The organism is Streptomyces sp. NBC_00310 (assembly GCF_036208085.1).
GTDB lineage: Bacteria > Actinomycetota > Actinomycetes > Streptomycetales > Streptomycetaceae > Streptomyces.
In genome coordinates this window covers 10,375,374-10,394,612 of record NZ_CP130714.1, presented here as the reverse complement: position 1 = coordinate 10,394,612, position 19,239 = coordinate 10,375,374, and the positions used below count along the sequence as shown (strand labels likewise).

Here is a 19,239-nt window from a genome sequence, read left to right as displayed (position 1 = left end):
GGACCGGGCGAGCCCGGGGACGCGGGGCGGCGCTCACCGGCACGACCCGACCGGCGCCCGCGATGTCCCCGGCGGCGCGGACGGGGTCCCGGGTTCGACGCGGTTGATCCCGGCGTTGTCGTCCGGTCAGGTGGGCCCGGGCCCGGGGGCGCGGCGGCGGGTCCCGGCGCGTCCCCATGTCGTGGTGGAGACGGCGAGGACGGAGAGGAGGACGAGGGCGGCGGCCGGGGCGAGTGCGGTCCAGGGGGCCAGTTCCGCGTAGGGCTGGTTCTCGGAGAGCAGACGGCCCCACTCCGGGGTGGGCGGCTGTTCGCCCAGGCCGAGGAAGCCCAGGGAAGCCAGGACGAGCACGGTGGTGGGCAGCCGCAGCAGGGCGTTGCGCACCAGCGCGGGCAGGACCGCCGGCAGCAGGTGGTGGCGTAGGAGGTACGCGGGGCCCGCACCGAAGGAGATCGACGCGAGCAGGTGGCCGCTGGCCCGTTCCTGTTCCAGCAGGGCGGCCGTCTGCGCGGCGTACGGGGTCCAGGCCACCACGCACACCGCGCACGCGGCGCCCCAGACCGACGGTCCGGTCACCGCGGTCGTGAGCAGAGCGGCGAGGACGGCCGGCAGCGTCGACACCACTTCGGTCAGGCCCGCCCCCAGCTGTGCCGTCGTACCGATCACCAGTCCGGCGAGAGCGCTGACCACCGTCACCGCGAGGGCCACGCCGACCGTGCGCAGGGCTCCGTGGCCCAGCCGGGCCAGCAGGTCGCGGCCGAGCGAGTCGGTGCCGAGGGGATGCGCGAAGGAGGGTGGCAGGAGCCGGGCCGTCGTCTCCACGTACAAGGGGTCGCGCAGGAGACCGGCCACGACGAGGGTGAGCAGGGCCGTGGCGCTGAGGCCGATGACCCAGGGCAGCGACCGCGGTCGCGTGAGCCGGGGCGGGTGCAGGGCGGGCAGCGCGCCGTCCCGCAGGGCCGGGCCGAGCAGAGTGTGACGCGCCGCCTGGATCAGGAAGCCGGCACAGACACCGAGCAGGACCAGGGCCAGCGTCGCGGTCTGCAGCGGCGGCATGTCCTGGGCGATCGCCGCGTCCAGCGCGAGTCGGCCGAGGCCCGGAATGTTGAAGATCTTCTCGACGGCGACCGCACCGCCGACCAGGGCGACGACGGTCGGCAGGAGTTGGGGGAGCACCCCGGCCAGGGCGCTGCGCAGCGCGGTGCGCGCGATGCGCCCGCCCGCGTATCCGTGGGCGCGCCAGGTCCGTGCCCACGGCTCGTTGAAGGCGGCGGGCAGGGACTGGTCGAGGAGACCGCCGATCATCGCCCCGGAGGGCACGCCGAGGGCGAGGGCGGGCAGCACCATCGACTGCAGTCCCGCCCAGCCCTGGGAGGGGAACCAGCCCAGCCACACCCCGAACACCGTCGCGAGCAGTGAGGCGAGCAGGAACTTGGGCAACGCGGCGAGGACGGCGGCGGCGGTGCCCGCCCGTTTCTGCCGCAGCTCTCGCCGGGAGCCGAGGCGGAGAGTGCGGGCGCAGACCAGCGCGGCCACCGCGGTCGTGACGGCCAGCGCGCCGAGCATGAGCGTGACGGAGACCGCGAGGGCGGTCATCACCTGGGGCAGAACCGGTTCGCCCGACACCCAGGAGGTACCCGCGTCGCCGCCCGCCAGTCCGGCCAGCCATCCCGAGAGATGGGCGAACATCCCCTCGTTCAGGCCCAGTTGCTCGCGTACGGCGGTCAACTGGGCCGGGGTCGGGTCCTGGTCGGCGGAGCGGGCACGCAGGACGGTCAGCGCGGGGTCGATCCCGGACAGCCAGGGCAGGAAGGCCACGGCCGCCAGCAGCGCCGCTCCCGCGACGAAACGGCCCGTCCCCGCGCGCCACCGGGTCGGATGGGCCTGGGCACCGGCCGACGACGTGATCCGCATCGGTGGTTACTTCAGGTGGGTGTCGACGTCGACCAGGGACCGCTCGCGGGGATCGAGGAGGACCCCCTCGACGTCGTCGGCGATTCCCTGCACGACCTTCTCGTGCACCAGCGGGACGACGGCGTCGGTGCGCAGGATCTCCGCCTCGGCCCGCATGATCCTCTGCTGCCGTTCGGCCGTGTCGCCTTCCTCGGCCGCGGACTTGATGGCCCGGTCGACCTTCGTGTCCTTCAGGCCCGCGATGTTGTAGACGCCGTCGCCGGTGTAGTCGCTGGCGAGATAGGCGACCGCGTCGCCGGTGTCGAGGAGCGTGACCCGGGAGAAGACGAGGGCGTCGTACTTGCCCGCGAGGAGGTCGGCCTCCATCTGCGTGTACTCGCGCACGTCCTGCTTCACGGTGAACCCGGCCTTCTCCAACTGCTGTTGGAGGACCGTCGCGGCCTCGGGGAGTTCGGCGCGGTTGGTGTAGGTGGCCAGACGCAGGGTCTTGCCCTTCGTCTCCGTCTTCACCTGTGCGGCGGTCGCGGCCTCGGCCCGGCCGGTGACCTCGGTCCGCCGGTCGGCGGCCCAGGAGACAGCCGGCCCGAACAGGCCCTGCGCGGGGTCGGCGTAGCCACCGAAGACCGAGTCGACGAGGACGCCGCCGTCCACGGCCTCACGGGCGGCGGCGCGCAGGCCGGCGTCGGTGAAGATGCCGCTGCCGGTGTTGAGGATCAGGCTGTCGGTGCGCACGGAAGGGACTTCGTGGCGCGTGTTCTCGTCGAGGAGCTTCGCCTGGGCGGTGGGGATCCACTCGGCGATGTCGACGTCGCCGCCGCGCAGGGCGTTGGCGCGGGCGGTGCCGTCGGCGATCCAGGTGACATCGATGCCGGGCGCCTTGGCCTTGCCGCCCCAGTAGCCGTCGTAGCGGCTGAGCGTGGCCTTGGTCTTCCCGGTGAGCCGGGTGATCGCGAAGGGGCCGGTGCCGGTGCCGACGGGGCTGACGGTGCCGTCGGCGGCGTACGCCTTCTCGGAGAGGATGCCGAGGGCGGGGCTGGCGAGCCGGAGCGGGAGCACCGGGTCGGCGGTCTTGGTGGTGATGGTGACGGTGTCGGCGTCGTCGGCCTTGGCGGTCAGCGTCACGTCGCTCAGCACGCGCGGCTTGGTCTCGGCCTCGTTGGCGTGGTCGAGCGCGTTGACGACCGACTCGGCGGTGACTTCGGTGCCGTCCTGGAACGTGGCCTTGCGCAGTTCGAAGACCCAGGTCGTGTCGTTCTTCCGGGTCCAGGAGTCGGCCAGGGCGGGTGCCGCGGCGCCCTCCTCGTCCAGGGCGGTGAGTCCTTCGGCCACGGAGAGCTTGCTGAGCACGGTGGCGTCGTTGCTGTACGGCGACAGGGCCTGCGCCGGTGGCACTGCGAGGGCTATCCGCAGACGGCCGGCCGCTCCCGACCCGCCACTCGCGCCCGAGCCCTCCTCGCCGGCGGCGAAGCAACCGGCCAGCAACGGGGTGAGAGCGAGAGCCGCGACGAGGTGGCGGGGAGTGGTGCGCATGGTCGGTCCTGTCGTGCGGAGGGCAGCTCACGCCCCCGGCGCGCGACAAGCGACATCCGGGGGCTCGACCACAGGATATAAGGTGAGCCTTACCAAGCTCTCACCAGGTGTGTGAGGTCTCAACCGTTGAGACTTCTCCCCGCATGACCGCGCGGGTGTGGGGAAGTCAGCGCTTTCGGGCGTCCGGGGCGTCGCGGTTTTCGTGGGCCTCGGCGAGGAGGAGGTAGCTGCTGGCGGTCCAGGTGTAGGCGCGGTCACGCAGGCCCGTTCCGGTGAGGGCGTCGAAGTTCTCCGCGAAGCCGTGGGTTTCGCACAGGGCGCGGAAGCGGGTGCTGATCTCGTCGGCCAGGCGGTGGTGGCCGCTGCGGCGGAGACCGTCCTCGATGAGGATCGTGGCGGGGGCCCAGATCGGGCCGCGCCAGTAGCCGTCGGGGAGGTAGTGGGGCGAGGTGGGGAGCTCGGTGGCGAGGCCGTGCGGGGTCAGGTGGGTCTCGATGCGGTCGGCCAGGGCGCGGCTGACGGCGTCCGGCAGGTGCTCGCCCAGCACGACGGGCATCAGGTCGAGGAGGCTGGAGCTGGGCCAGGTGGCGCCGCCGGCGACTCCCCGGGAGACGAAGCGGTCACCGGTCCAGAGCTGGTCGAGCATCGCCGACTGAGTCGCCTCGGCGTCCCGCATCCATCGGCGGGCCTGGTCCGGTCTGTTCAACTGCGTCGCCAGCCGGGCGAGTTCGTGCAGCTGGAGGACCAGGAAGGCGGCCAGGTCCGCGGTGACCACCACGCGTTCGGGGTCGAAGGTGGTGGCGTTGTCCCAGCCGCTGTCGTTGCCGTGCTGGTAGTGGGGCAGCGCTGCGCCAGGGGCACGTCGCGCGGTGAGCCAGAAGCTGGTCCAGCGTTCCAGCCTGTCGTACGTCTCGGTCAGTTCCGCCTCGCTCGGGGGCGTCGTCAGGCGACGGCTGAGGCGGGCGAAAGCCCAGCCGTGGATCGGGGGTTTGACGAAGTTGTGGAGGACTTCGGAGTGGGTGACCGAGTCGGGCAGTGCCCCGGTCTCGTCCTGGTGGTCGAAGGGCAGGTGGAACTGGTCCCGGGCCAGTTCGGGGAGGCCGGGGGCCAGGGCGAGGGCGTTGAAGCAGTGGTCCCAGCTCCAGACCTTGTCCATCCAGTGCTTGGACATCAGGACGGCGGGACGGGTGACCAGTCCCGCCGGGCGTACGGTCGCGGACCACACGACGTAGGCGGCGAGTTCGGTTGCCGGGGTGGCGGACGAACGCCAGGGGGCCACCGCGTCGACGAAGTCCGCGAAGGAGTTCCGCGCGGCTTCGACGATCTTGCCGAAAGGCGTGGTCGGCGTGTACGGGGGCCGGGCCGTGTCGAGTTCCTCGACCGCCATCTCCCAGGGGCCGTCCGCGTCGGCGCTGATGGTGAGGCCGCGGTCGGCGCTGCCCAGGGCCTGGCTGCCGCGTGTGTCGACCGCCGCGCCGCGGAGCACGGTGACGCGGTAGCGACGTCCGGTCTCGTACGACGTGAACACGTACGCGTCGGCGGCCGCGTCGTGGAAGAAGTAGGTGCCGGCGAAGGGGGTCAGCGTTCGGGCCGCCGCGGAGACGCTCAGCGGGTGCCCCGTACCCCGCAGGCGTACGGTGTCCGGCGACTCGTAGGCCAGTTCGACCCGGCCGGCCGCGCCGGTCCAGCTCAGCAGCGCCGGCGTCGCCTCCAGGCGGGTCTCGGCCCGCTCGCCCGTCGTGGCGTCGAGCGGCACGAGGCGCAGGACGGCGTGCATGCCGTTCTGGTGCGAGACCAGGTGCAGGTCCTCGGCGTACGTCTTCTCCGCCAGGACCGGGGAGATGTCGAACCAGGAGCCGTGCGTGCTGAACGGGATGTCGTGGAGGGAGAAGGCCGGGCCGGGTCGTGCGGCGGTCATGAAAGGGCTACTCGTTTCTTCGAGGGGGAAGGGGCCGGTCAGTCCTTGACGGCTCCGGCGGTGACGCCGGCGGCGACGTAGCGCTGGGCGAGGACGAGGATGACCGCGGCGGGCAGCGAGGCCACGACGGCGGTGGCCATGATGGCGTTCCACTCCTGGTTGTTGTTGCCGATGTAGTGGTAGATGCCGAGGGTGATCGGTTCGTGGGCGCCGCCGCTCGCGAGGGTGCCGGCGAAGACGAAGTCGGACCAGGACCACAGGAACGCGAACAGCGAGACCGTGACGATCGCGTTGCGGCTCATGGGCAGGACGATCGACCAGAAGGTGCGCAGCGGTCCGGCGCCGTCGGTCTTGGCGGCCTGGAGCAGTTCGCCGGGGATGCCGGACATGAAGGCGGTGAAGATGAGGACGGCGAAGGGGACCGCGAGGGTGGAGTCGGCGATGATCAGGCCGGGGACGGACTGGAGCAGGCCGAGGCTGAGGTAGATGGCGTAGAAGCCCATCGCCATGATGATGCCGGGGATCATCTGGGCGGCCAGGAGGACGAAGTTGAGGATGCCGCCGCCGTGTGGGCGGAGTTTGGCCAGGGCGTATCCGGCGGGTGCGGCCAGGGCCACGGTCAGCACGACGGTGCCGAGGCCGATGACGAGGCTGGTGCCGAGGTAGGGCAGCTGCTCGTCCAGTACCTTGCGGTAGCCCTCCAGGGTGGCGTCGGCCGGGAACAGGCCGGGCGGGCTCTTGCGCATGTCCTGATCACGGGTGAGGGACACGTTGAGCATCCAGTAGACCGGGAAGAGCATGACCGCGGTCAGCAGGAGGCCGAGGGCCGTCTTCCACCACGTACGGTTGCCGCTTCGGGGCATGGCCTTGCCGCTTCCGCTCATGACAGTGCCTGCTTCCGCTGGACCCGGACATAGACCAGGCCGAAGGCCAGGGCGGCGACGACGAGCAGGTTGCCGACGGCCGCGCCGGGGCCGAAGGCGGGCAGCAGGTTGCCGAAGCCGAGTTGGTAGGACCAGGTGGCAAAGGTGGTGGACGAGTCCGCCGGGCCGCCCTTGGTCATGATCCAGATGATGTCGAAGACCTTGAGTGTGTAGACCAGGCCCAAGAGCAGGGTGATCGCGGAGACCGGGCGCAGCAGCGGGAAGGTGATGCGCCAGAACCGCTGCCAGGCGTTCGCGCCGTCGAGGGCCGCGGCTTCGTAGAGGCCGGCCGGGATGGACTGCAGGCCGCTGTACAGCACGACCAGGTTGAAGGGGACACCGATCCAGATGTTGGCGATGATCACCGAGGTCAGTGACCAGGACGGTGAGGTCAGCCAGTTCACCGGGCCGATACCGACCGCGTGCAGGGCCGCGTTGACGATGCCGGAGTCGCTGTTGAGCATCCACGACCAGGTGGAGGCCGACACGATCAGCGGCAGCAGCCACGGCACCAGGAACAGCGCCCGCAGGGTGGCGGAGAGCCGGAAGTGCTGGTGGAAGAAGACCGCGAGAGCCAGACCGATGACGTACTGGAAGACCAGGCACACGGTGGTGAACACGACCGTGTGGAGCAGGGCCGGGGCGAAGGTGGGGTCGTCGAGGACGGTCCGGTAGTTCGCCAGGCCCGTGAACGGCGCGTCGCCCTGGACGAAGGAACGGACGGTGTAGTTCCGCAGGCTCAGGTCGAGGTTGCGGTAGAGCGGATAGGCGTAGAAGAGGACGAGGTAGAGGGTGACCGGGGCGAGGAACGCCCAGGCCGCCCACTGCGGGGAGGCGGGACGGCGCCGGGGCGTGGTGCGGGCCGGGGGCGGGGCGGCGGGGGCCGCCCCGCTGTGGCCGGGCACGGGCCGACGGCGTGGCACTTGTGCCGTGTCAGTCATCAGAAGGCCCTCATGTGCGGTCACTTGACGGCGGACTGAGCGGCCGTGAGCGCGTCCTTCGGAGACTCGGCGCCGCTCAGGGCGGACTGGACGGCCTTCCACAACTGCTCGGAGATCTTGGGGTACTTGGTGCCCAGGTCGTCGCTGGTGCGCCCCTTGGCCGCCTTGACCGCCTCCACCCACGGCTTCAGCTCGGCGTTCGCGGCGACCTGCTTGTCCTGAACCTCGGCGGTGGGGGCCACGTACGACAGGGTCGTGTCGGTGTCGTACAGGTTCTCGGTGCTGGTCAGGCAGGCCACCAGCTTCTGCGAGGTGGCGTAGCGGCCGGTGTCGCCCTGGGCCGGGATGGTGACGAACTCACCGCCGGTCGGGGCGGCGGCGTTACCGCCGCCGGAAGCGGGGACGGGGATGACGCCGTAGTCGAAGCCGGCCTTCTCGGCGCCCGCGAGCTGCCAGGTGCCGTTCTCCGCGAACGCGTAGTCGCCGCTCGCGAACTCCTGCCAGCTGGTCGTCTGCGTGTTGTTGATCACCGAGTTGGGGGCGTAGCCCTTGTCCAGCCAGTTCTTCCACAGCGACAGCGCGGACACCGCCTCGGCCGAGCCGATGTCGGTGAGCTGCGCGCCCGAGCCCCAGAACCACGGCAGGAACTGGAAGCTGCCCTCCTCCGTCCCGATCGCCGAGAACGTGATCCCCTTCTTCCCTGCCTTCTCGACCTTCGCCAGCGCCGCCGTCAGCGAGTCCCAGTCCTTCACCGAGGCGATGTCCACGCCGGCCTTCTTGAGGACCTCCTTGTTGTAGTAGAGGGCCAGGGTGTTGGCGCCGACCGGAGTTCCGTACGTCTTCCCGCCCGACTGACCGGCCCCGAGCAGGTTGGCGTCGACGGCCGAGGTGTCCAGCTTGTTGTCGTCGGTCGTGGTCAGCACGCCGGCCTCGGCCAGGGTGGAGACGACCGGGTTGTCGACTATGAGGACGTCCGCGGAGTTGTCCTGCTGCGCCGCCAGCAGCGCCTTGTTCGACAGGTCGCTGGTGTCGAACGCGGTCCGCTTGATCTTCACTCCGGCCTCGGTGCCGCAGTCGTCCAGCAGCTTCGCCCACGCCGAGCCCTTGGCGAACTGCGGGTACGGGTCCCAGATCGAGTACGTGCCGCTCTCCGCGCCCTCGGCGCCGGTGCCGCCCGAGCCGGATCCACAGGCGGTGGCACTGGTGGCGACGGCCAGCGCGGTCAGGGCTGCGGCGGTCAGACGGCGCTGTCTGGAGTAGCTGTTCATCGCGGGTTCCTTTGTGTCTGGCATGCGGGTGCCGAGGCGTTCGCGGGCATGCGGGTGCCGAGGCGAGGGATTGCCGAGGGCGGCGGGTACGCCGAACGGCACCGATGTGCGGGCCGGGTGTTCGGCGAGCGGATGAAGAAGGGCGAGAAGAGCGGGCGAAGGCAGCGAGGTGAGGCGGGCAGAGCGGGGAGAGCAGGTGGGGAGGGCGGGCGCGGATTAACCGAGTTGTGCGGTCAGGGCGTCGTGCTGGACCCGGTGTCCGCGTTCGGCGCGGCTCCCGCAGGACCGGTGCTGGCCCGCAGCGAGATCGGCGGGGCGAGCAGATGGTGCCGGGGCGGCGCGTCGGGGTGGTCGAGCCGCTCCACCAGCAGTTCGACGGCGAGACGGCCCATGTCGGCCGCCGGTACGTCCGCCGCGGTGAGCTGCGGGGTCACCGTCTCCGCCCAGCGGCCGGCCACGACCCCGGTGACGGAGAAGTCGCGCGGCACATGGCGGTCGGCCTGGGCCAGCCCCCGGTAGAGGCCGCCCAGCGCGGCCTCGTTCAACGTGACCAGGGCCGTGGTGTCGGGGTCGTCGTGCAGGATCCGTTGCACACAGGCCTGGCCGGAGGCGGCGTCGTCACCGCAGCAGTACGTGCGGACGGTCAGTCCGCGCTCGGCCGCGGCCTTGGTGAAACCGTCCAGGCCGCGGTGCGCGGACTCGTACCCGGCGCGCAGCAGCTGCTCGGGACGGTTGACGAAGGCGACCCGGCGGTGACCGAGATCCGCCAGGTGGTGGACGCAGCGCTCGACCAGGGCGGTGTGGTCGAGGCCCACCCACCAACCGCCCTCCGGGTGAGCGGTGCGGCCGATGGTGACGGAGGGGAAGTCCAGGGCGGTGAGGTGGTCGACCCGGTCGTCCTCCAGCCTGATCTCCATCAGGATCGCGCCGTCGACCCGCCGCTCCCCCATCACCCGCTGGAAGGAACGGTCGCTGTCCACGCCGCTGGGGGACAGAAGCACGTCGTAGTCGTAGGCCGCGGCCGCCTCCACCACGCTGCCGATGAAGTCCAGCTGCATCCCCGTGTAGTGGTTCCCGGCAGGCGGGAAGACCAGACCGATCGTGCTGGTCCGCCCGTTGGCCAGGGCACGGGCACTAGCGCTGGGCCGGTAACCCAGCTCGTCGACGACTTGCTGGATCCTCCGGCGCGTGTCCTCCGAGACCGGCCGCTTGCCGCTCAGCGCGTAGGACACGGTGCTCCGCGAGACACCGGCCCGCCGGGCGATCTCACCGATGTTCACGCCGACTCCTTGCTCGAACCGGTTCGATACCTCAGAAGAGAATACCGCCTGCGGGTCGTGAGGGGGTGGGATGGACGAGGGGCGCTCACCCGGTCGTCGAACCGGTTCGCGTGAAGTGACGGTAAGAACTGTGGGAGCGCCTGTCAACACCCTTGCCCGCCTGGCCAAGATCCTGACAAAGGGCCTGGAAATCCTTGCGTTGAGGGGATTGCTGGTCGGGCATCTCGGTGCTAGCTTCGCCGAACCGGTTCGATGAAGTGATCCTTCCGGCCGCCGTGTGGGCCGCTCCGCGCGCCGCGCCACCTGCGCGCCTCCTCGCCGGAGACAGCCGGAAACAGCACGTGGACGAGCAGCCGACCGAGGTGGGCCGACCGGAACCCCGTCACCCGAGGATTGAGGACGCGATCCATGCCATCCGCTGACAGAACCGCACGGCGCCGAACTCCCGCCGCCGTGGCCCTGACGCTCGGCGCGGGCCTGCTGGCCGTGCCCGCCGGCTCCGCTCAGGCGGCCGACACGCCCCAGCCCGTCGCCCGCTACACCTTCGACCAGGACGACCTCGCTTCCGGCAGGATCACCGACAGTTCGGGCAACGGTCTGACGGCGACCCTGGTGAACGGCTCCACCGCCCGGTCCGTCGAGGGCGCGGACGGAGGCAAGGCGCTCGCCCTGCCCGGCGGAGCGCCCACCTCGGACGGCGCGTACGTCCGGCTGCCCCGCGAAGTGCTCGGCGACGCGAGCGACCTGACGGTCTCCGCCCGCGTGAAGTGGAGCGGCGACAAGTCGTCCTGGCAGCGGATCTTCGACCTGGGCACCAACACCACCACGTACCTCTTCACCACCCCGTACAACGGCAACGGCGTGCTGCGTTCCGCCGTCACCGCCGGCGGAGGGGGTGAGGCACAGGTCGACGGGTACGCGATGCTTCCCGCCGATACGTGGAAGACGGTCACCGTCACCCTCGACACCTCCGCCGGCCAGGTGACGACCTACCTCGACGGCGTGGCGGTCGCCTCGGCCGAGACCGGCGTCAAGGCCAGGGATCTGCTGGCCGGTTCGGCCACGGCCGCCGGTTACATCGGCAAGTCCTTCTGGCCGGATCCGCTGCTCAAGGGCGCGATCGACGACTTCACCGTGTGGCACTCCGCGCTCAGCCCGGAGCAGGTGGCCGGTACGGTCGGGGACGTGCCGACCGTCCAGGAGCCCTCGAAGACGTCCTTCGAGGTCCGTACCACGACCGGGACCGCCCCGTCCCTCCCCGCCGCCGTCCGCTCCTCCTTCTCCGACGGCTTCGACCGCGACACGCCGGTCTCCTGGGACGCCGTGCCGTCCGAGAAGTACGACCGGCCGGGGACGTTCACGGTGGCGGGAACGGCAGCCGGGCGCGCCGTGAAGGCGACCGTCACGGTGGTGCGCGAGGGGCAGCTCACGGTCGACCTCGGCTCGGACACCGGCGCGTTCCACGGCGGCGCCTCCGGCACCCTCTACGGCGTGTACGGACCGGACGTCCCCACCAACAACCTCATGGAGGGCATGGGCCTGCGCACGGTCTCCACGAAGGCGCAGGACGGCCCGCAGCACCCGGGGGCCGACGCGCTGGAGGTGGTGAAGCCGCTGGCCGACTCCACCGACGGTGATGTGTACATCTACATGACCGACATCCACCGCGGCTTCCCGTACCAGTGGCCGGGCGACACCCCCGAGGAGAAGCTGAAGCTCTACAAGGAGAAGATCGCGGAGCAGGTCGACCAGGTCCTGAAGCTGCCGGAGAAGTACCAGGACAACATCGTCTTCGTGCCGTTCAACGAGCCCGAGGGCAACATGTTCGGCACCGGCGAGTGGAGCTACGACAAGGTCAGCTGGCTCGACGATCCGGACGACTTCTTCGCCGCCTGGGACGACGCCTACCAGCTCATCAAGGGCAGGATGCCCGGCGCCCGTATCGCCGGCCCCAACACCAGCGTCCTGTTCGACCAGGTGAAGGGCTTCCTCGGCCACACCCTGGCCGCCGGCACCCTCCCCGAGGTCATCACCTGGCACGAGCTGAGCCACCCGGAGGCGGTGCGCGAGAGCGTCGCCAAGTACCGGGGGTGGGAGAAGGAGTTGTTCCAGGGCACCGGCAAGGAGGGCACCCGACTCCCCATCAACATCAACGAGTACGCCTTCAACTACCACACCTCCGTCCCCGGCCAGATGATCCAGTGGGTGTCCGCGATCGAGGAGTCCAAGGTGGACGCCGACATCGCGTACTGGAACATCGACGGCAACCTCTCCGACTCCGCGGTGGAGTCCAACCGCGGCAACGGACAGTGGTGGCTGCTGAACGCGTACGCCTCGATGAGCGGGCACACGGTGGAGGTGACCCCGCCGTTCCCCGGCGAGAACTACACCCTGCAGGGCGTCGGCACGCTGGACGAGAGGAAGAAGCAGGCCCGGCTGGTCTTCGGCGGGTCCACCGGCGAGGGCCACATCACCTTCGACAAGGTTCCGAAGAAGCTCTTCGGGGAGCGCGTGCACGCCTGGGTACGGGAGATCGAGTGGAGCGGACAGGTGGGCGACTCCGCCGGCCCGAAGCTGCTCACGGAGACGGACCTGAAGGTCGGGGACGACGGCACGGTCGTCGTCGGTTTCGGTGACGGCGGACTGCCCGCCCTGAAGGAGTCCTCGGCGTACGAGATCGTCCTCAGCCCGGCCGGCAGAGCGAAGGGCACTCAGTCGCCGTCCGCCTCCTGGCAGGCGTCGTACGAGGCGGAGGACGCCGCCCACACCGGGTCGGGCTACTCGAAGAACGGCCCCGAGGGCTCCCCGCGCGACGTGTCGAAGTTCTACACCTCCGGCGGCTACAACGTGGGCGGTCTGCGCACCGGCTCGGACGTCACGCTCGACTTCACGGTGGAGGTGCCCGAGGACGGCACCTACGACCTGGGCGTCTTCGCCAACTCCCTCAACACCTTCGACAGGGTGAAGGAACAGGGCCCCACCAACGTCTTCCTGCGGGTGGACGGCAAGGCGGACAGTGAGCAGGAGCTGTACCTGACGCTGGGCTACAAGTGGGTGGTGTGGGACCACACCGACACCAAGGTCCGGCTCACCAAGGGCAAGCACACCCTGACGCTCGCCGCGAAGAGCCTCGACGGCGAGCGCGCCACCCAGGGTGACGCCATCGTCGACCGCCTCACCCTGTCCCTCCCCGGGGCTTCGGCCGCCACCCAGGTGTACGAGGGCGAGCTGGCCTGGCTGGGCGGCGGGGCCCAGCCCGTCTACGACCTGCCGAAGCAGGCCGGAACCGCCGCCACCGGCTCGGGCGCGGCCCGCCTCGCGAAGAAGCAGACCGCCACGTTCTGGGTCTACTCCCCCGCCGACCGCGAGGCGACTCTCCGGGTCGACACCCTCGGCGGCTCGGGCGCCCGGCTCTCCGTCAACGGGCACGACGTCCTGCGCCTGGCCAAGGGCAGGAGCAGCGTGGCGGTCTCCCTCTCGGGCGGCGTCAACAAGGTGACGGTGACCGGGGGTTCGTCCGCCACCCTCGTCGACCGCCTCACGGTCACACCGACGCGGGGCGCGCTCCCGGAGCGCACGTACGAGGCGAAGGACGCGAAGCTCGCGGGCTCGGCCACACTCACGCCGCTCTCCCTGGCCACCGACGGGACGGCGATCAGCGGGATCGGCGGCGCCCCGGGCAACGGCAACACGGCGACGTTCACCGTCGCCGCGGACCGGGCCGGCCTCTACGCGCTGCGCGTGCGCTACTCCAACCCCGAGCAGTCCGAGGCCACCCACTACAACCCGGACCCGCTCGCCCGCCACGCCGACATCACCGTCAACGGCGGCGAGACGCGGCGCGTCGGCTTCCCGCACAGCTTCCACCAGAACAACTTCTGGGAGCTGACCGTCCCGGTCCAGCTGGAGAAGGGGCAGAACACGGTCGTCTTCCGCTCCGAGGAACTGCCGAACTTCGACGGCACCACCTACGCCTCGGACACCTTCCCCGGCGTGCTGCTCCGCTCCCGGTACGCGCCGCTGATCGACCGGATCACCGTCGCGCCGTACGCGGGACAGGTGCGATGAGGTGAGGTGCGAAGCGCCCGGTCCGTCGCGGTCGACGGGCCGGGCGCTTCACTCGTCGACGACCCGGGTTCAGCCCCTACGACGCGGCGTCGGAGCGCCGGCTCTCCGCCGGCGCTCTTGTCCGTGCCCCCCTTCTGAGTAGACGGGTCGCCTCACTGAGCTCGTTCAGATGTATTCCGTCGCCGCGTCCAGCAGCCAGTCCGTCAGATAGCCGGCGAAGGAGGAGCGGACCAGCACCCAGAAGCCGGACCCGGGTGCGTCGCGGGCGACCAGGATGACCTGGGTGCGGCCCACGGTGGTCTGGGCGCAGCGTCCGGGTTCGAAGGCGCGCGGGTGCAGGTCCAGGGCGCAACCGTGGGACAGGAGGTCGTGGGCGCGGGGGCCCGCGACGAGGAGGGCGGTGCGTTGGGCGGAGACGTCGGTGACGGAGACGGGTTCGTCGCCCGCGGCCGTTCGGATCCGGCTCTCCAGGTCCCGCTCGGTGCCGGGCGGCCCCACCAGCAGCCATTCGTCCGGGCCCAGCCACAGCGCGGTCAGCTGCCCGGCGCGTACGACGGTGTTGGGTTCGAGGGGCAGGGGGAGGTCCAGGGCGAGGCCGATGGCGTCGGCCGCCGCTCCCTTGGCGTCGAGGCGGATGTCGAGCTGGGTCAGGAAGGGGAGTTCGGCCAGCCGGATCGCGCCTCCGGAGGTGCGGGTGGCGGTGGCCAGGCGGTCGGCGGCGTGGGCCAGGGGGCTGCGGGGCGGGGCGGTGAGTGCGGTGTCAGCCATCGCGGCGGGCTCCCTCGGGGTCGTAGAGGACGGGGCTTGCGACGGTCACCGGGACCAGCCGGTCGCCGACGGGGGCGTACAGGCGCTCGCCGATGCGGTCCCGGCCGCCCTTGACCAGGGCGAGGGCGAAGGTCCGGCCGAGGGCGGCGCTGCGGTAGCTGGAGGTGACGTGGCCGAGCATCGGGACGGGCGGGGCGGGCAGGACGCTGTCGGCGACCAGGTGGGTGCCCTCGGGGAGGAAGGTGCCGGGGTCCTCCGGGAGCAGGCCGACCAGGTGTTTGCGGTCGGGGCGGGTGGTGTCGGCGCGGGCGTGGGAGCGCTTGCCGATGAAGTCGGGCTTCTTCTTCGAGACCACCCAGTTCATCCCGAGATCCTGGGGGGTGACGGTGCCGTCGGTGTCCTGGCCGATGATCGGGTAGCCCTTCTCGGCGCGCAGGACGTGCATGGTCTCGGTGCCGTACGGGGTGATGCCGTACGGGGCTCCGGCCTCGTACAGCGCCTGCCAGAGGGTGAGGGCGTCCCACGGTGACACGTTGATCTCGTAGGCGAGTTCGCCGGAGAAGCTGATCCGGCAGACGCGGGCCTCGATGCCGGCGACGGTCGTCTCGCGCCAGGCCATGAACGGGAAGTCGTCGTTGGACACGGCGAGGTGGGGTGCGAGTGAGCCGAGGACGTCGCGGGAACGGGGGCCGACCAGGGCGACGGTGGCCCACTGTTCGGTCACGGAGGTGCAGTGGACCTTCAGCTCGGGCCACTCGGTCTGGAGCCACTCCTCCATCCAGTCCAGTACGGCGGCCGCGTTGCCGGTCGTGGTGGTGACCAGGAAGCGGTCCCGGGCGAGGCGGATGACCGTGCCGTCGTCGAAGACCATGCCGTCCGGGCGGCACATGACGCCGTAGCGGATCATGCCGACCTTCAGGGTGCTCATCATGTTGGTGTAGAGCAGGTCGAGGAACGCACCGGCGTCCGGGCCCTGGACGTCGATCTTGCCGAGGGTGGAGGCGTCCATGAAGGCGACGCCGTCGCGGGCTGCGGCGCACTCGCGCAGCACGGCCGTCTCCATGTCCTCGCCGGCCTGCGGGTAGTACCAGGGGCGCTTCCACTGGCCGACGTTCTCGAAGAGGGCCCCGTGCTCCACATGCCAGGTGTGCAGGGCCGTCGTGCGGATGGGGTCGTGCAGCGCGCCTCGGTCGCGGCCCGCGAGCGTGGCGAAGGAGACCGGGGTGTAGGGGGGACGGAACGTCGTGGTGCCGAGCGCGGAGATGTCCACGCCGAGCAGTTCGGCGACGACACCGCTGGCCAGGACACCGGACGTCTTGCCCTGGTCGTTGGCGGTGCCGGCCGTGGTGTAGCGCTTGGTGTGCTCGACCGAGCGCATGCCGGCGCCGGTCGCCCGGGTCAGGTCGTCGACGGTCACGTCGCGTTGGAGGTCGACGAAGCGGGGTGCGCCGTCGGCGCCCGGGACGACGTACACATGCATGGGCGGCGTCTGCGGCTGCGCGGCCACGTGCGGCAGACGGGGCGCCTCAGAGGTGTAGCCCTCGGCCTCGATCGCGCGGGCACCGGCGCCCGCGCCCTGTGCGAGAACGCCGGCGACGTCGAACACACCGCTCGCGCTGCCCGCCACCTCGACCGCCTGCCGGCAGGTGTCGGGGACGAAGGAGCCCAGCGTCTCGTCGTAGCGCAGTGTGCCGCCCGCCTGGCTGAAGAGGTGTGCCACCGGGTTCCAGCCGCCGGAGACCAGCAGGAGATCGGCGGCGAACCGCCGCTGTCCCGCGGACTCCCCGTACGGGGCGACGGTCACGGCGGTGACGCGCGGGTCGCCCTCCGTACCGGTGACGGCGTGCCCGGTCAGCACCTCGATGCCGGCCTCGCGGGCGCGCCGCGCCCACTCCCCCGCGTCGGGGCGGGTGTCGACGATCGCCGTGACGTCGATGCCCGCCTCGGCGAGGTCCAGGGCGGCCTCGTAGGCACTGTCGTTGGTGGTGAAGACGACCGCGCGGCGGCCGGGCAGGACGCCGTGGCGGTTGGCGTGGGTGCGGGCCGAGGCGGCCAGCATCACGCCGGGGCGGTCGTTGTCCGCGAAGGCGAGGGAGCGTTCGTGGGCGCCGGTGGCGAGGACGACGCGGCGGGCGCGGATGCGCCAGACGCGTTCCCGGGAGACGTTCTCGGGGGCCTCGGCGCCGAGGTGGTTGGTGCGGCGTTCCACGGCGAGGAGGTGGTTGTCGTCGTAGTAGCCGAAGACGGTGGTGCGGCGCAGGACGCGGACCTCGGGGGCGGTGTCGAGTCGTTCGGCGATCTCTTCGGCCCAGTCGAGGTGTTCGCCCGTGCCCAGGAGGCTGCCGCCCAGGTGCGGTTGGTCGTCGGCGAGGACGACCCGGGCGCCGCTGCGTGCGGCCGCGGCCGCGGCGGCGAGGCCGGCCGGGCCGGCGCCGACGATCAGCAGGTCGCAGTGGGCGTGGACGGCGTCGTAGCGGGCCGGATCGGGCTCGGTGGCGAGGCGCCCCTGGCCGGGGAGGCTGCTTGCCACGAGGCCGTCGTACAGCTCGACGGCCGTCGCGGGGAGCATCGGCTCCGGGAAGGGGGCCTCGATCTGGATCACGGCGTTGGGTTCCTCGACTCCGGCCGAGAAGATGCCTCGGGGGCGGCCGAGTTTGATGCTGGTGCCGGTCTGGACGATGCCGTTGGCGAGGAGGGCGGAGGCGAGGGTGTCGCCCTGGTAGCCCTGGTAGGCGGTGCCGTCGAAGGTGAAGGTGAGGGGGAGGTCACGGTTCACTCGGCCTCGGGTGGGGTGGCGGAACGGATGCTCCTCGCCCCCGCCGCCCCTACCCGTCCCTCCCCCACTCTCGGCTTCGCTCGAGCGGGGGGACCCCCATCTGGGGGCTGCGCCCCCAGACTCCCCTTCGGCCTGAAGGGCCTCGTCCTCGAACGCCGGACGGGCTGATGATGCCGGCCCCGGCTCGGAAGCGGCCGGACAATCCGGAGACGCCGGACGTGACTCAGAAGTCGCCGAATGGCCCAGAGATGCCGCGCGTGGCGCGGAGTTCGCCGCGCGCCCCGGTTCCTCCACGGCCGGGCGCGGCTCCCCCGGCCGGTACACCGCCAGGATCTCGTTGGTCGCCGTGTTCCGGACCGCGTTGAACCACTGGCGGCAGCCCGCCGCGTGACTCCAGCGTTCGGCGAAGGGGCCCTTGGGGTTGTCGCGGAAGAAGAGGTAGCGGGCCCATTCCTCGTCGGTGAGGGTCGACGGGGTCTCGGGGTAGGGGACGTGGGCCTGACCGCCGTAGTGGAACTCGGCCTCGTCGCGGGGCCCGCACCACGGGCAGGTGATGAGCAGCATGGTTCGGCTCCCAAAGCTTCCAGTGGTCCTAGTGGGCCACCGCGGCCGCGCCGTGCTCGTCGACGAGCGCGCCGGTGGTGAAACGGTCGAGCGAGAAGGGGGCGTTGAGGGGGTGGGGCGTGTCGTGGGCGATGGTGTGGGCGTAGACCCAGCCGACGCCCGGGGTGGCCTTGAAACCGCCCGTTCCCCAGCCGCAGTTGAGGTACAGGTTGTCGACCGGGCTGAGGCCGATGATCGGGGAGGCGTCGGGGCTCACGTCGACGATGCCGCCCCAGGTGCGCAGGACGTGGGCGCGGGCGAAGACCGGGAACAGCTCCAGGGCCGCGGACATCTGCTCCTCGATGATGTGGAACGCGCCGCGCTGGGTGTAGGAGTTGTACGAGTCGATGCCCGCGCCCATCACCAGCTCGCCCTTGTGTGCCTGGCTGACATACACATGGACCGCGTTGGACATGACCACCGTCGGGTGCACCGGCTCCAGGAGCTCGGAGACGAGTGCCTGCAACGGGTGGCTCTGGACGGGCAGTTCGATGCCCGCCATGGCCGCCAGTACGGACGTGTGGCCGGCCGAGCAGAGGGCGACCTTGCCCGCCGCGATCGGGCCCAGGTTCGTCCGGACGCCGACCACCCGGCCGCCGACCACGTCCAGCCCCGTGACCTCGCAGTTCTGGATGATGTCGATGCCTGCGGCATCGGCCGAGCGGGCCAGGCCCCAGGCGACGTGGTCGTGCTTGGCGATGCCGGCCCGTGGCTGGTAGGTACCGCCCAGGACCGGGTAGCGCACGTCCGGCGAGACATTGACGATCGGACAGACTTCCTTGACCCCGTCAGCGTCGAGCCACTCCGCGTCCACGCCGTTGAGACGGTTGGCCTCCACCCGGCGCACGCTGTCGCGGACGTCCTGGAGGCTGTGGGCGAGGTTCAGCACGCCGCGCTGGGAGAAGAGGATCGGGTAGTCGAGTTCCTCGGCCAGGCCTTCCCACAGCTTGAGCGCGTGCTCGTAGATGCCGGCGCTCTCGTCCCACAGGTAGTTGGAGCGGATGATGGTGGTGTTGCGGGCCATGTTGCCGCCCGCCAGCCAGCCCTTCTCCAGCACGGCGACGTTGGTGATGCCGTGGTTCTTGGCCAGGTAGTGGGCGGTGGCGAGGCCGTGTCCGCCGCCGCCGACGACGATCACGTCGTAGGAGCGCTTCGGCTCGGGTGTGCGCCACAGCCAGTCGGGATGTTCGGGCAGCTCGGCGCCGGGGGTACGGGGGCTCATCGGACGTCTCCGTCTTGTGAGAGGTGCG

Annotated in this window: 11 protein-coding genes; 1 reads left to right on the top strand and 10 read right to left on the bottom strand. The window is 71.2% G+C overall.

The features are described 5' to 3' along the window. Positions 1 to 126: 126 nt before the first annotated feature. The 7 genes from OG202_RS45235 to OG202_RS45205 all read right to left on the bottom strand — a co-directional run bounded on the left by OG202_RS45235 (position 127) and on the right by OG202_RS45205 (position 9,774). A complete protein-coding gene (locus tag OG202_RS45235; RefSeq protein WP_328224607.1) occupies positions 127 to 1,914 on the bottom strand; it encodes an ABC transporter permease subunit in 1,788 nt (595 codons plus the stop codon). Between the two features lie 6 nt (positions 1,915 to 1,920). After that, positions 1,921 to 3,444: an ABC transporter substrate-binding protein gene (locus tag OG202_RS45230; RefSeq protein ID WP_327726314.1), complete on the bottom strand. Its 1,524-nt coding sequence runs from the start codon at positions 3,442 to 3,444 to the stop codon at positions 1,921 to 1,923. A 166-nt stretch (positions 3,445 to 3,610) separates the two neighbouring features. Next, positions 3,611 to 5,362 carry an amylo-alpha-1,6-glucosidase gene (locus OG202_RS45225; protein ID WP_328224606.1) on the bottom strand — a complete coding sequence of 584 codons (1,752 nt, stop codon included), beginning with the start codon at positions 5,360 to 5,362 and terminating at the stop codon, positions 3,611 to 3,613. Positions 5,363 to 5,400: 38 nt separating this feature from the next. Further along, entirely contained in the window at positions 5,401 to 6,225 is an 825-nt protein-coding gene (locus OG202_RS45220; RefSeq protein ID WP_326585483.1) for a carbohydrate ABC transporter permease, read from the bottom strand. 17 nt (positions 6,226 to 6,242) lie between these two features. Next, positions 6,243 to 7,226 (bottom strand): carbohydrate ABC transporter permease, encoded by a 984-nt coding sequence (locus OG202_RS45215; protein WP_326573746.1) that lies wholly within the window; start codon positions 7,224 to 7,226, stop codon positions 6,243 to 6,245. 20 nt (positions 7,227 to 7,246) lie between these two features. After that, positions 7,247 to 8,494: a sugar ABC transporter substrate-binding protein gene (locus OG202_RS45210; RefSeq protein ID WP_328224605.1), complete on the bottom strand. Its 1,248-nt coding sequence runs from the start codon at positions 8,492 to 8,494 to the stop codon at positions 7,247 to 7,249. Positions 8,495 to 8,727: 233 nt separating this feature from the next. After that, the gene (locus OG202_RS45205; protein WP_328224604.1) at positions 8,728 to 9,774 is read right to left on the bottom strand and encodes a LacI family DNA-binding transcriptional regulator; all 1,047 of its coding nucleotides are present in this window, start codon (positions 9,772 to 9,774) and stop codon (positions 8,728 to 8,730) included. Between the two features lie 408 nt (positions 9,775 to 10,182). Here OG202_RS45205 and OG202_RS45200 point away from each other — a divergent pair, with 408 nt between their 5' ends. Continuing rightward, the gene (locus OG202_RS45200; RefSeq protein WP_328224603.1) at positions 10,183 to 13,842 is read left to right on the top strand and encodes a LamG-like jellyroll fold domain-containing protein; all 3,660 of its coding nucleotides are present in this window, start codon (positions 10,183 to 10,185) and stop codon (positions 13,840 to 13,842) included. Positions 13,843 to 14,007: 165 nt separating this feature from the next. Here the strand turns inward: OG202_RS45200 and OG202_RS45195 are convergent, their stop codons facing one another. Genes OG202_RS45195 through OG202_RS45185 form a run of 3 tightly spaced genes read right to left on the bottom strand, consistent with a single transcriptional unit; the run spans position 14,008 to position 19,211 of the window. Next, positions 14,008 to 14,610 carry a sarcosine oxidase subunit gamma gene (locus OG202_RS45195; RefSeq protein ID WP_327726320.1) on the bottom strand — a complete coding sequence of 201 codons (603 nt, stop codon included), beginning with the start codon at positions 14,608 to 14,610 and terminating at the stop codon, positions 14,008 to 14,010. Continuing rightward, a complete protein-coding gene (locus OG202_RS45190) occupies positions 14,603 to 17,950 on the bottom strand; it encodes a sarcosine oxidase subunit alpha family protein (protein WP_328224602.1) in 3,348 nt (1,115 codons plus the stop codon). Before OG202_RS45190 ends, OG202_RS45195 begins: the two co-directional genes overlap by 8 nt. Positions 17,951 to 17,978: 28 nt before the next feature. Further along, positions 17,979 to 19,211 carry a sarcosine oxidase subunit beta family protein gene (locus OG202_RS45185; RefSeq protein WP_326573757.1) on the bottom strand — a complete coding sequence of 411 codons (1,233 nt, stop codon included), beginning with the start codon at positions 19,209 to 19,211 and terminating at the stop codon, positions 17,979 to 17,981. Positions 19,212 to 19,239: the final 28 nt, after the last annotated feature.